Genomic DNA, 13,469 nt, shown 5'->3' on the forward strand with positions numbered 1-13,469 from the left:
TCGACGGACGGGCGGGTGCCCGGCACCTACCAGCCCACCTTCCTCTACGAGTCCCTGTGGTGCGTCGGCGTCGCCTTCCTGGTCATCTGGGCCGACCGGCGCTTCAAGCTCGGCCACGGACGGGCGTTCGCGCTGTACGTCGCCTCGTACTGCGTCGGCCGGGCGTGGATCGAGTACCTGCGCGTCGACGACGCCCACCACATCCTGGGCCTGCGGCTGAACGACTGGACCGCGATGGTCGTCTTCCTGCTGGCGGTCACGTACTTCGTGATCTCGGCGAAGAAGCGGCCCGGGCGCGAGGAGGTCGTCGAGCCGGGTGCCGCGGAGGACGGCGAGACCGAAGCCGACGGCGACGGGGACGAGAAGGCGGATGTCTCCGCCAAGGCCGACACCAAGGCCGACACCAAGGCCGACGCCGGCGCCGGTGACAAGGAGGCGTCCTCGGAGGCGAAGGAAGCCGCCGAGGACGACACCACCGACGAGAAGGCCGCGGCCGACGAAGGTGTGAAGGACGAGGCCGAGGCCGAGTCGGCCAAGAAGGGCTGACCGGCCGGCTCTTTCGGGTACTAGCGGCGGCGGGCGAGTGACAGGGTGCGGTGCGCCGCTGTCACCACCGCCGCGTCGATGAACCTCCCGTCCGGCAGCGCCTGGGCGCCCTGTTCTCTCGTCGCCGCCTTCACGACGGTTTCCGCCTCCTCGATCTCCCGTTCCGTGGGCAGATAGGCCCGCTCGATGATCGGGAGTTGACGGGGATGGATGGCGGCCCGGCCCAGGAAACCCAGGGTGCGGCCGTGCGCGCAGGACGCGGCCAGGCCCTCCAGGTCACGGATGTCCGGGTGGACCGACTGGGGTGGCGGGGGCAGGGCGGCCGCCCGTGCGGCCACCACGACCCGGGACCGGCACCAGTCCAGGCCCGCGTCCTCGCGTACGCCCAGGTCGGCCCGTAGATCCGCCTCGCCCAGCGCGATACCGCGCAACGCGGGGTGGGCGGTGGCGATGGCGTGGGCGTGTTCGATGCCGAGGGCCGATTCCAGGAGGGCGTGGAGAGCGGGCGCGTCTCCGGTGGCGGGGGCCGTGGCCTCCGCGATGACGATCACCTGGGCTGCGGACGTCACCTTCGGGAGGCGGAGACCGGAGAGGCCGGGGAGAGCGGCCAGTGCGGCGAGGTCCTGGGTCGCGAGCGGGCCGTCGAGGGCGTTCACGCGGACGTGGACGGGGACCGGCTGCGGCTCGGTGAGGAGTTCGGCGGTGGCCGCGCGGGCGTACTCCTTGCGGTCCGGGGCGACCGCGTCCTCCAGGTCGACCACCACCACGTCGGCGCCGGACGCGAGCGCCTTGGCCACCACGTGCGGGCGGTCGCCGGGGGCGTAGAGCCAGGTCAGCGGGGTCGTGGGCAGGGGGGTCGTGCTCGTCGCGGTTGTGTTCATCGGCGTTGCGTTCATCGGGGTTGTGTTCATACGGCGCCCGCCGTGCGCAGGGCGGTCAGTTCGGCCGGGGTCAGGCCCAGGTCGGTGAGGACCTCGTCGGTGTCCGCGCCGTGCGGGCGGCCCGCCCAGCGGATCGCGCCGGGGGTGGCGGAGAGGCGGAAGAGGACGTTCTGCATGCGCAGGGTGCCCAGTTCGGGGTCCTCGACGGTGGTGATCGTGTCGAGGGCCGCGTACTGCGGGTCCGTCATCACATCCCGTACGTCCTGGATCGGGGCGACCGCCGCCTCCGCCTTCTCGAAGGCCGCGAGCACCTCGTCGCGGGGGCGTTGTGCGATCCAGCCGCCGACGGCCTCGTCGAGCAGGTCGGCGTGGCGGGCCCGTCCCTCGCCCGTCGCGAACCACGGTTCGTCGATCAGCTCCGGGCGTCCCACGAGGCGCAGCACGCGCTCGGCGATCGACTGGGCGGAGGTCGACACGGCGACCCAACTGCCGTCGACGGTGCGGTAGGTGCCGCGCGGAGCGTTGTTGACGGACCGGTTGCCGGTGCGGGGCTGGACGTGGCCGAGCTGGTCGTACCAGAGGGGCTGCGGGCCGAGCACGGTGAGGATCGGCTCGATGATCGCCATGTCGACGACCTGGCCCTCGCCGGTGCGGTCGCGGGCGGCGAGCGCGGTCATCACGGCGTACGCCGTCGCCAGACCGGCGATCGAGTCGGCGAGGCCGAACGGCGGGAGGGTCGGGGGCGCGTCCGGTTCGCCGGTGATCGCGGCGAAGCCGCTGAGCGCCTCGGCGAGGGTGCCGAAGCCGGGGCGGTGGGCGTAGGGACCGAACTGACCGAAGCCGGTGACCCGGGCGAGGACCAACCCCGGGTTGGCGGCGGAGAGTTCGGCCCAGCCGAGGTCCCACTTCTCCAGAGTTCCCGGGCGGAAGTTCTCGATGATCACGTCGGCGGTGGCGGCGAGGCGCAGGAGCGTGTCCCGGCCGCCGGGCTTCGACAGGTCCAGGGTGATCGTGCGCTTGTTGCGGCCCAGCAGCTTCCACCACAGGCCGACGCCGTCCTTGGACGGGCCGTGGCCGCGGGAGGGGTCGGGTTTCGTCGGGTGCTCGATCTTGACGACCTCGGCACCGAAGTCGCCGAGCAGGGTGGCGGCGAGGGGGCCGGCGAAGAGGGTGGCGAGGTCGAGGACACGCAGGCCGGTCAGTGGGGGAGGGGTAGGTCCGGTGGGGGTGGTCGTGGTGGTGGTCGTGGTGGTGGGCGTGGTCTTGGTGGGCTCGGGGTTCATGAGGCGTACTCCGTCTCGATCTCGGAGCGGTACGGCATCGACGCCGACGCGCCCGGGCGCTGTACCGACAACGCGGCTGCCGCCGCTGCCCACTTGAGTGCCTCCCGGATCGGGCGCTCCTCGGCGAGGGCCACCGCGAGGGCGCCTACGAAGGTGTCGCCGGCGCCGGTCGAGTCGACGGCGGTCGCCTCGGGGGCGGGGACGGGGAGGGGTTCGGCGCCCCGGGCGACGTAGAGGCTGCCCGCTGGGCCGAGGGTGACGACGGCCGTCGGCACGCTGTCGAGCAGGGCGGTGGCCGCGGCGATGGGGTCGGCGAGGCCGGTGAGGGTGGTCGCCTCGTGCTCGTTGGGGACCAACAGGTCGACGGCGGCGAGGAGTTCGGGTGGGAGGGGTTGTGCGGGGGCGGGGGTGAGGATCGTGCGGACACCGTGGGCGCGGGCTGCCTGCGCGCCCGCGATCACCGCCGCGAGCGGGATCTCCAACTGGAGGAGCAGGGCGTCGGCGGAGGCGATGAGGGCCTCGTCGCCGGGGGCGAGGTGGTCGACGGTGCCGTTGGCGCCGGGGATCACCACGATCGCGTTGCCGCCTTCGTCGTCCACGACGATGTGGGCGGTGCCGGAGGGGGTGTCGATCGTGCGCAGGAGGTCGGTGTCCACGCCGGAGTGCTCCAGGGCGGCGCGGAGTTGGGGGCCGTACGCGTCGTTGCCGACGGCGCCGATCATCGTGACGGTGGCGCCGGCGCGGGCGGCGGCGATCGCCTGGTTGGCGCCCTTGCCGCCGGGGATCGTACGGAACTCCCGTCCCGTCACGGTCTCTCCGCGCTGCGGGGCCTTGTCGACGTAGGCGACGAGGTCCATGTTCGTGCTGCCCAGCACGACGATGTGGGTCATGGGCGGGAAGCCTCCCGGTGGGTGAGGTGGGCCAGGGTGTCGAAGCCGATGCCGTCGAAGTCGCCGACGGAGGTGGCGAGTCGGTTCTTCAGCGGGGCCGTCCAGTGGTCGGGGAGGGCGGTGGGGTCCCCGGCGAGGAGTCCGGCGATGCTGCCCGCGGTGGCGCCGTTGGAGTCGGTGTCCCAACCGCCGCCGACCGCGCGGGAGATGGAGCCGGTGAAGTCGCCGTTCGCGTGGGTGAGGGCGGCGGTGATCAGGGCGGTGTTGGGGATGGCGTGGACCCAGTGGTGGGTGGGGGCGTAGGTGGCGTGGAGTTCGTCGACGACGGTGTCGAAGTCCTCGTGTTTCCGGGCGAGTTGGATCGCGTGGTGGATGGCTTCGGCGAGGCGGGAGCGGGGTGGGATCACCGTGAGGCCGGTGCGGAGGCAGGTGTGGATGTCGTGGGTGCCGGTGGTGGCCTGGGCGATGGTGGCCGCGATGAACATCGCCGCGTATACGCCGTTGGCGGTGTGGGTGAGGGTGGCGTCGCGGTGGGCCTGTTCGGCTGCGGTGGCGGGGGCGGCGGGGTTGGTCCAGCCGTGGACGTCGGCGCGGATGAGGGCGCCGATCCATTCTCGGAAGGGGTTGCGGTGGCGGGCGGTGTGTGGGGGTTCGATGCCGGTGAGGAGGTTGCGGTAGGCGATTCGCTCGGCGGTGAAGGTGCGGCCGGCTGGGAGGTCGTCGAGCCAGAGGGTGGCAAGGTCGGTGGGGGTGAAGTTTCTGCCGTGGCGTTGTAGCAACAGGAGGTTCAGGAGGGGGTAGTTGAGGTCGTCGTCCTCTGGCATGCCGTCGATGTTTTCGGCGAGGGAGGTGGGGGCGGAGCGGCGGTTCCAGGGGTGGGTGGAGAGGAGTTCGGTGGGGACGCCCTTTGCTGTGAAGTAGGTGTTCAGGGGCCAGTTGTTGGTGGATTTGGCTAGTTGGCGGATGGCTGGGAGAGGGAGTTTCTCGACTGGTTTGCCCAGGAGGCAGCCGATTGCTCTTCCTAGCCAGGCTGCTTCCAGGCTTGCCTGGGTGGGGGGTGCTGTGGGGGTGGGGACGCTCGCCCGCGCTGACGGGGTGCCGCCTGCGCCCACCCGTGCCGCCCCAGCGGCACGACTGCCCGCAGCTGGGGCGAGGTGGGGGTGGGTGGCCGGGGAGGGCCAGTTGGGGCAGCTGGCCCTGATCTTTGCCAGGTCGGTGGGTTCGGCGTCCGCCAACTTGCTTGGTAGGTCTGCCAGTTCGTCCAGTAGGTCTTCTGCCAGTAGGCGTAGGTAGGGGGAGGCTGGATTGGGGGACGCGCCTGCTCTTTGGGGGGCCTCGTGGCCGCCTGCCGCTCGCCAGCGGGATGTGATTGTTGAGGGTTCTCGGCCGTCCAGGGTTGCCTGGTGGAGTTCGTGGCCGATGAGGTCTTCTGGCTGGACCCAGGTCAGTCGGAGCATCTGGGGCCTGCGATCTGCGTGAACGCGGCCTCGTGGGCTCGGCGTTGGCGGACGTCTCGTTCGAAGATCTCGTTGGTTACGGCGGTGAGGGTGGTCGCCGGTTCCCAGAGGTCCAGGCGGCTGGCCTCGGCTACCGTCTTCGACCAGTCCTGGGGGACCGGTGAGCCGAGGGCGCCGGTCATCGCGCCTGCCATCGTCGCGATCGAATCGCAGTCCCGGCCGTAGTTCACCGAACCCAGCACCGCGTGGCGGAAGTCGCCGCCGGAGACCACCAACATGCCCAGGGCGATGGGGAGTTCCTCGATCGACCGGGTGCGGGAGGGGCGGCGGGCGTCCAGGGAGGGGGAGCGGTAGTCGGGGCCCACCGTGTCGTACGGCTCCACTGCCTTCCGTAGGGGGACCAGCGCCGACTCGAAGTCCGAGTAGCGGGACGCCACTTCGCAGACCTGCTCGATGGCTGTGCGGGTGCCGTCCTTCGCCACGGTGAGGCACGCGGTCACCACCGAGTCGGGGGTCGCGCCCGGTACGCAGGCCGCGGCCACCGCCGCCGCGAAGACCGCCGCCGCCTCGCGGCCGTACGAGGATTGGTGGGGCGCCGCGATGTCCAGGGCTTCGGTGTATGCGCCCGCAGGGTTTGCCGCGTTGACCAGGCCTACCGGGGCCATGTACATCGCGGCACCGCAGTTGACGATGTTGCCTACGCCTGCCTCGCGTGGGTCCACGTGGCCGTAGTGGAGGCGGGCCACCAGCCACTTCTCCGCCAGGAAGATGCGGTGGAGGGGGAGCGCCTCGGACTCCAACTCCGGGATCCAGCGCGGGTTCGTCATCAGGTCGGGGATCAGGTGGTCGGCGATCGCGTACGCGTCCAAGTGGTCGCGGACCGTCGCGTACACGCGGATCAGCGCGTGCGTCATCAAGGTGTCGTCGGTGACGTGGCCGTCGCCCTTGTGGTACGGCGCGATCGGGCGGGCCGTGCGCCAGTCGTCGCCGTTCCAGGGGCCGACGATGCCGTGGACGCGGCCGCTGTGGCGTTCGAGGATCTGGTCGGGGGAGTAGCCCTCGACCGGGCCGCCGAGGGCGTCGCCGACTGCCGCGCCCACGAGGGCTCCGGTGATGCGGTCCTCAAGGGTGGTTTCTTGTTGTGTGGGTTGTTTGAGAGGCATGCACCGAATCATCCACCTGGCGGGGCCGGTTGTGCGGCTTCCAGGAGTCCGGCGAGTTCCACCAGGTCGGTGCCCGTGAGGCGGGGGAGTGCGCAGCCGGAGAGGGTGCGGCAGGCGTCCCGCCAGGTGGTGGGGATGGCGTCGCCGCCGCTGAGTGCGCCGGTGAGGGCGCCGACCAGGGCGGGCGCGGAGTCGGCAACGCGGGAGAGGCATGCCGCGGCGGGGACTGCCTCGGCGATACGGCCCTGTGCGGCGGTTGCCAGGGCGAGGGCGACCGGGACGGTTTCGGCGGCGGCGATTCCGTAGCTGTAGACGTGGTCGACGATTTGGTGTTCCAGGAGGGGGATGAGGGCGAAGGCGGATTCGGTGGTCGCCGTTAGGTGGAGGGCGTGGCGGGCGTTTCTGCCGATCTCTGTGGATTCGGGGAGTTCGGTGAGGGCTGCGGATACGCAGGTGTGTACGTCTGCTCCGGTCAGGGCCAGGGATACGGCCGCGGCCATGGCTCTGGCTCCGTGTACGCCGTCGCCGTCCTGGGTGTAGCGGGCGTCGAACTCGGCGAGGGCGGCGGCGCGTTCGGGGTCGCCGGGGTGGGCTACCGCGAGGACGCAGGCTCTTACGCAGGCCGCGTCGTCGAAGTAGTGGGGGTTGTCGTGGCCTGTGGCGGGTGGGCGTAGGCCGGCTGCGAGGTTTCCTAGGCCGGCTCTTACTGAGATGCGGGCGCGGAGGGGGAGTACGGCGGATTCCACTTCCGGGGCGCGGTTTGCTGCGGCGGCTACTTCTGCGGCCAGGGCGTTCCAGGTGAGGTCGATGGCTGCTCTTGTGCGGCGGTCTCTTGAGAGGTCGCCGAGGGCGGTGTCGTCGCCGGCCTTCAGTAGGGCTTCTGCGGCGAAGGCTGCCCATTCTGCGTCGTCGGAGGGGCCGAGTTTCAGGGGTTCGGGGGGTTGGTTCAGGGCGATGGGGACGGGGAGGGTGGTGGTCGCGTTCTGTTCGGCGAAGGTGTCCAACTCTCGGGTGAGGCGGCGGGTCCAGTCGGGCATGCGGGTTGCTCGATGTCTGGCTGCGGGCCATCCGGCGGCGTCGCCTGCGGCCAGGCCCAGCAGGAGGCCGAGGGTTGTTGCTTTGCGGGCCTCGGCTTCGCCTTCGGCCCGGATGTTCCCACCCGCACCACCCGTACAACTTTCGTTGTCGGGTGCGGGTGGCCCCTGTGGGGCGCCCCCGCCGTCGGCGACCTCCAGTCCGATCGGCTTCGCCGTGGACGTCGGCTCGACGGTGGTCGGAGTGGGCCCGGACGTCGAGTCGCCATGGGTCGGAGTGGGCGCGGACGTCCAGTCGTCGGGAGGCGGAGTGGTCGTGGGCGCGGGAGCGGCGGGAGGCGGAGTGGTCGTGGGCGCGGGAGCGGCGGGGGGCGGACTGATCGTGGACGTCGAGTCGGCGGTGGTCGGCGTGATCGTGGGCGTCGGCTCACCGGTGGTCGGCGTGATCGTGGACGTCGGCTCACCGACGGTCGGCGTGATCGTGGGTGTCGCCTCGTCAGTAGGCGGCGTGACCGCAGACGTGCCCGTGCCCTCGGCCCATGGTCCCGGGGGTCTCATCGTGTTGCCCCCGAGCCCTCGGTCGTCGGGTGAGCGGTCTCGTAGGGCCTGGGTGTCATGGCCCGGGTCAGCAAGTCCGCCACCTCCAGTACGTGGTGGCCCGCCATCGCCGGTAGGCAGCTTCCCCTCGCCGGGCCGATACCCGTCGCCCATTCCTCCGGGATCGATGACACTCCCCGTGTCGCTCCCGCCAGCGACCCCGCCACCGCCGCCGTCGTGTCCGCGTCTCGGCCCATGTTGACCGCCGTGAGGACCGCTTCCGTGAAGTCGCCGTCCGCTGCCGCGTACGCGCCGAAGGCCAGGGCGACCGCCTCGGGGGCGAGGTCGGTCCAGGGGTAGCCGCCGATGACGACCGCGGAGCGGACCGCGCGTTCGCCTCGGTGGGCGACCGCCACCGCTCGGCGCAGGGAGCGGGCCGTCCAGGAGTCGTCCGGGATCACGGCCAGGGCCGCGGCCACCACCGCGATCGTGGGGGCGCCCGCCATCGCCGCCGCCACACCCGCCGCGACCGCCTGGCCGCCGTAGATCCCTTCGCCGTCGTGGCTCACCGAGCCGTCGATCGCCACCAGGCGGGCTGCCTCGGCGGGGCGGCCCGCCGCGAAGACGCCGAAGGGGGCCGCCCGCATGGCCAGGCCGTCGCTCCAGGCGTGGCGGTGTTGCGCCGAGATGGGGGCCGCCAAGCCCCGGCGAAGGTTCTCCAGCGTGCCGCGTTCGCTGAAGCCCGCGCCCCTGAACGGGCCCTCGTCCCGGTCCGCGATCCACTCGTGCCACGCCGCCTCCACGTGGGTGGGGGAGAGGGACGAGCCGTGGCGGGCGAGGAGCAGGCCCGAGAAGATCGCGTACTCCGTGTCGTCCGTGCCCGCCGGTTCCTCGGCCACGTAGCCCGTGATACGGCCCCAGCGGGCGCGGATCTCGGAGGGCTTCATGTTCTCGGCGGGGGCCCCGAGGGCGTCTCCGACGGCCAGCCCGAGCAGGGCGCCGCGGGCTCGCTCGCGGAGTTCGGGGGCGTTCCCGGGGGCCGGGGCCGAGGGGATGCAGGCGATCGATGTCATGGACGGCCTCTCCGGGAGGGGGTCCGCACAGGGCGCGGCACCCTTTGCGGATGTGTCCCACCATCGGCGGTTGACCAGAGCGTCCGGAGGTCTCATGTCACCCGGTCGACATCTGGGCGGAGCCCCGCACGGGTGAGCGGGAGGCGGTAAAGCCGCAGGTTAGCGCAGCCTTTCCTTGCTGGTGGGCGGGAATGGGCGTGTGTATCTTTGGCGTTGTTCAAGAATAGAACTTGTCTAAAGTTAGCTTTGGCTTAGCTTCCTGGGGAGATCCACGCATGGCCATCATCGAGACCGAGGCCGCCCTTCATGAGGCGCACCGGGACAACCACACGCACCGGGATGTGACGGGCGGGTGGTTGCGGCCCGCCGTGTTCGGGGCCATGGACGGGCTCGTCTCCAACCTCGCGTTGATGACCGGTGTCGCCGGTGGTTCCGTCGGGCATCAGGCGATCGTGCTCACCGGGCTGGCGGGGCTCGCTGCCGGTGCGTTCTCCATGGCCGCCGGTGAGTACACCTCTGTGGCGTCCCAACGCGAGCTTGTCGAGGCCGAGTTGGATGTCGAGCGCCGGGAGCTGCGGAAGCATCCGCAGGATGAGGAGGCCGAGCTGGCCGCGTTGTACGAGGCTCGGGGGGTTGACTCCCACCTTGCGCGTGAGGTGGCGCGGCAGCTGTCTCGGGATCCCGAGCTCGCTCTTGAGATCCATGCGCGGGAGGAGCTGGGGATCGATCCGGGGGATCTGCCCTCGCCTGCGGTCGCTGCCGTGTCCTCGTTCGGGGCCTTCGCGCTGGGCGCCCTGCTGCCCGTACTGCCGTATCTGCTCGGTGCGACCTCGTTGTGGCCGGCGGTGCTGCTCGCGCTGGTCGGGCTCTTCCTGTGCGGGGCCGTGGTGGCTCGGGTGACGGCTCGGAGCTGGTGGTTCAGCGGGCTGCGGCAGCTCGCTCTGGGGGGTGCGGCGGCCGGTGTGACGTACGCCCTGGGCGGGGTGTTCGGGACGGCCGTAGGATAGGGGGCCCGCTAGGTATACGGGCTGACGCATAAGTAGCCGTTACTAGCTGGTTTCGAGTGCTTAACCACCGGGCATGAGCCGTAAGCGCTGCGGGCAATGAGGCCTGTCGCGCATCCGTGAGGTGGGCGACGCAGCCCTCCTCGCGCTCGGACCGACGGGCACCGATCTGTCCGCTCAGGTCCCCTATGGCTTCCGTCGCCGGGTCCGGTACCCCCACCGCGACCCCGTGACGTCCGCATGTTGGGACGTAGTATCCAGTTTCCGAGAACCGCCCCATCATGTAACCTGCACGAAATTTTGCACTTCGCAGAGGGCCAACGTCGTCCCTCGGCAATCTGCTCCCCCAGAGCCTCACAGGCCTGGGAGGTGCCACCAGCCACTTGAGACGACGACGGGAGAGCCGATGCGTACGCCGCGCCAGCCGTCCCAGCATTCCGAGAATGGCCAGAACTGGTCCTTCATGGATGCTCGCCCTGCTGCGCAGGGTATGTACGACCCCCGCAACGAGCACGACGCGTGTGGCGTCGGCTTCGTGGCCACCCTCACCGGCGAGGCGTCCCACACCCTGGTCGAGCAGGCCCTGACGGTCCTGCGGAACCTCGAACACCGCGGCGCCACCGGCTCCGAGCCCGACTCCGGCGACGGCGCCGGCATTCTCTCCCAGGTCCCCGACGCGTTCTTCCGCGAGGTGGCCGGATTCGAGCTGCCCGAGGCGGGCGGCTACGCGGCCGGTATCGCCTTCCTGCCGGAGTCCGGTCTTGAGGACGCCGTCTCGCGGATCGAGACGATCGCGGCCGAGGAGGGCCTCACCGTCCTCGGCTGGCGTGACGTGCCGGTCGCTCCCGAACTCCTCGGCGCCACCGCCCGTTCGACGATGCCCGCCTTCCGGCAGATCTTCGTCACCGACGGCGAGTCCAAGGACATCGTCCTGGACCGCAGGGCCTTCGTGCTGCGCAAGCGCGCCGAGCACGAGGTGGGCGTCTACTTCCCGTCGCTGTCCGCGCGGACCATCGTCTACAAGGGCATGCTGACCACCGGCCAGCTGGAGCCCTTCTTCCCGGACCTGTCCGACCGCCGCTTCGCCTCCGCGATCGCGCTCGTGCACTCCCGCTTCTCCACGAACACCTTCCCGTCGTGGCCGCTGGCCCACCCGTACCGCTTCGTCGCGCACAACGGTGAGATCAACACCGTCAAGGGCAACCGCAACTGGATGGCCGCCCGCGAGTCCCAGATCGCCTCGGACCTCTTCCGGGACAACGGCCTGGAGCGCGTCTTCCCGATCTGTACGCCGGACGCCTCCGACTCGGCGTCCTTCGACGAGGTGCTCGAACTCCTGCACCTGGGCGGGCGTTCGCTTCCGCACTCGGTGCTGATGATGATCCCGGAGGCGTGGGAGAACCACGACTCCATGGACCCGGCCCGCCGCGCCTTCTACACCTTCCACTCCACGATGATGGAGCCCTGGGACGGCCCGGCCTGCGTCACCTTCACCGACGGCAAGCAGGTCGGCGCGGTCCTCGACCGCAACGGCCTTCGCCCCGGCCGCTACTGGGTCACCGACGACGGCCTGGTCGTCCTCGGCTCCGAGGTCGGCGTCCTGGACATCGACCCGGCCAAGGTCGTCCGCAAGGGCCGCCTCCAGCCCGGCCGCATGTTCCTCGTCGACACCGTCGAGCACCGCATCATCGAGGACGACGAGATCAAGGCGGAACTCGCCGCCGAGAAGCCGTACGCCGAGTGGATCGAGGCCGGCGAGATCGAGCTGGGCGACCTGCCCGAGCGCGAGCACATCGTCCACACCCACGCCTCGGTCACCCGCCGCCAGCAGACCTTCGGTTACACCGAGGAGGAACTGCGCGTCATCATCGCGCCGATGGCCAAGGCCGGTGCCGAGCCGATCGGTTCGATGGGTACGGACTCGCCGATCGCCGCGCTGAGCGAGCGCCCCCGGCTGCTCTTCGACTACTTCACCCAGCTGTTCGCGCAGGTCACCAACCCGCCGCTGGACGCCATCCGCGAGGAGCTCGTGACCTCGCTGCGTTCGTCGCTCGGCCCCGCGAGCAACCTCCTTGAGCCGACGGCCGCTTCGTGCCGCAGCGTCACCCTGCCCTTCCCGGTGATCGACAACGACGAGCTGGCCAAGCTCATCCACGTCAACGCCGACGGCGACATGCCCGGCTTCAAGGCCGCGACCCTCTCCGGTCTCTACCGGGTCTCCGGCGGCGGCGACTCCCTCGCCGCCCGTATAGAGGAGATCTGCACCGAGGCCGACGCGGCCATCGAGAACGGCGCCCGGCTGATCGTCCTGTCGGACCGCCACTCCGACGCCGAGCACGCGCCGATCCCCTCGCTGCTGCTCACCGCGGCCGTCCACCACCACCTCATCCGCACCAAGCAGCGCACCCAGGTGGGCCTGCTGGTGGAGGCCGGTGACGTCCGCGAGGTCCACCACGTCGCCCTGCTGATCGGCTTCGGCGCCGCCGCCGTCAACCCGTACCTGGCGATGGAGTCCGTCGAGGACCTGGTCCGCGCGGGCACCTTCCTGCCCGGCATCGAGCCCGAGCAGGCCATCCGCAACCTGATCTACGCGCTCGGCAAGGGCGTCCTGAAGGTCATGTCCAAGATGGGCATCTCGACCGTCGCCTCCTACCGCGGCGCCCAGGTCTTCGAGGCCGTCGGTCTCGACACCGCGTTCGTCGAGAAGTACTTCAACGGCACCGCCACCAAGATCGGCGGCGTCGGCATCGACGTCATCGCCAAGGAGGTCGCCGCCCGGCACGCGAAGGCGTACCCGGCGAGCGGCATCGCGCCCGCGCACCGCGCGCTCGACATAGGCGGCGAGTACCAGTGGCGTCGCGAGGGCGAGCCGCACCTGTTCGACCCGGAGACGGTCTTCCGCCTCCAGCACTCCACGCGGGCCAACCGCTACGACATCTTCAAGAAGTACACGGACCGCGTGAACGAGCAGTCCGAGCGCCTGATGACGCTGCGCGGCCTGTTCGGCTTCAAGAGCGGCCGCGAGCCGATCTCCATCGATGAGGTCGAGCCGGTCTCCGAGATCGTCAAGCGCTTCTCCACCGGCGCCATGTCCTACGGCTCCATCTCGCGCGAGGCGCACGAGACGCTCGCCATCGCCATGAACCAGCTGGGCGGCAAGTCCAACACCGGTGAGGGCGGCGAGGACGCGGACCGGCTCTACGACCCGGCCCGGCGCAGCGCCATCAAGCAGGTCGCCTCCGGCCGCTTCGGCGTGACCTCGGAATACCTGGTCAACGCGGACGACATCCAGATCAAGATGGCCCAGGGCGCCAAGCCCGGCGAGGGCGGTCAGCTGCCCGGCCACAAGGTCTACCCGTGGGTCGCGAAGACGCGTCACTCGACGCCGGGTGTCGGGCTCATCTCGCCGCCGCCGCACCACGACATCTACTCCATCGAAGACCTCGCCCAGCTGATCCACGACCTGAAGAACGCGAACCCGCAGGCGCGGATCCACGTGAAGCTGGTCTCGGAGGTCGGTGTCGGCACGGTCGCCGCGGGTGCCCCGACGGCTCGATGAACTTCTTCGGCGCCCTCCGCCGCGCGATGGCCACCACCGGCT

At 70.8% G+C, this 13,469-nt stretch carries 9 protein-coding genes and 1 pseudogene; 3 read left to right on the top strand and 7 right to left on the bottom strand.

Translation table 11 applies throughout. The features are described 5' to 3' along the window. Positions 1–546, top strand: a 546-nt coding sequence (locus tag ACWDR3_RS44430; RefSeq protein WP_450358393.1) for a prolipoprotein diacylglyceryl transferase family protein, incomplete at its 5' end; no start/stop codon positions are given. Between the two features lie 20 nt (positions 547–566). Here the strand turns inward: ACWDR3_RS44430 and ACWDR3_RS44435 are convergent. From ACWDR3_RS44435 to ACWDR3_RS44465, 7 genes are read right to left on the bottom strand one after another with little or no spacing between them, the layout of a single operon-like run. Next, on the bottom strand, positions 567–1,427 hold the full coding sequence (locus ACWDR3_RS44435; protein WP_450358394.1) for an HpcH/HpaI aldolase/citrate lyase family protein: 861 nt from the start codon (positions 1,425–1,427) through the stop codon (positions 567–569). Positions 1,428–1,453: 26 nt separating this feature from the next. Further along, complete coding sequence (locus tag ACWDR3_RS44440) at positions 1,454–2,710, bottom strand: CaiB/BaiF CoA transferase family protein (protein WP_450358395.1); 1,257 nt, start codon at positions 2,708–2,710, stop codon at positions 1,454–1,456. After that, a complete protein-coding gene (gene rbsK, locus ACWDR3_RS44445; RefSeq protein WP_450358396.1) occupies positions 2,707–3,600 on the bottom strand; it encodes a ribokinase in 894 nt (297 codons plus the stop codon). Before rbsK ends, ACWDR3_RS44440 begins: the two co-directional genes overlap by 4 nt. After that, positions 3,597–5,057, bottom strand: coding sequence for an ADP-ribosylglycohydrolase family protein (locus tag ACWDR3_RS44450; protein WP_450358397.1), 1,461 nt, complete (start codon positions 5,055–5,057; stop codon positions 3,597–3,599). The genes rbsK and ACWDR3_RS44450 overlap by 4 nt, the downstream gene beginning before the upstream one ends. After that, positions 5,045–6,220 carry an ADP-ribosylglycohydrolase family protein gene (locus ACWDR3_RS44455; protein ID WP_450358398.1) on the bottom strand — a complete coding sequence of 392 codons (1,176 nt, stop codon included), beginning with the start codon at positions 6,218–6,220 and terminating at the stop codon, positions 5,045–5,047. The genes ACWDR3_RS44450 and ACWDR3_RS44455 overlap by 13 nt, the downstream gene beginning before the upstream one ends. Before the next feature lie 8 nt (positions 6,221–6,228). Continuing rightward, entirely contained in the window at positions 6,229–7,812 is a 1,584-nt protein-coding gene (locus ACWDR3_RS44460) for an ADP-ribosylglycohydrolase family protein (RefSeq protein WP_450358399.1), read from the bottom strand. Beyond that, complete coding sequence (locus ACWDR3_RS44465) at positions 7,809–8,864, bottom strand: ADP-ribosylglycohydrolase family protein (RefSeq protein WP_450358400.1); 1,056 nt, start codon at positions 8,862–8,864, stop codon at positions 7,809–7,811. The genes ACWDR3_RS44460 and ACWDR3_RS44465 overlap by 4 nt, the downstream gene beginning before the upstream one ends. A gap of 275 nt (positions 8,865–9,139) precedes the next feature. Here ACWDR3_RS44465 and ACWDR3_RS44470 point away from each other — a divergent pair, with 275 nt between their 5' ends. Together ACWDR3_RS44470 and gltB are read left to right on the top strand one after the other, a co-directional pair. After that, entirely contained in the window at positions 9,140–9,871 is a 732-nt protein-coding gene (locus ACWDR3_RS44470) for a VIT1/CCC1 transporter family protein (RefSeq protein WP_450358401.1), read from the top strand. Positions 9,872–10,274: 403 nt separating this feature from the next. Beyond that, positions 10,275–13,421: pseudogene (gene gltB, locus ACWDR3_RS44475) on the top strand (glutamate synthase large subunit); the annotation flags it as partial. Positions 13,422–13,469: the final 48 nt, after the last annotated feature.

The organism is Streptomyces sp. NPDC001002, from assembly GCF_053599215.1.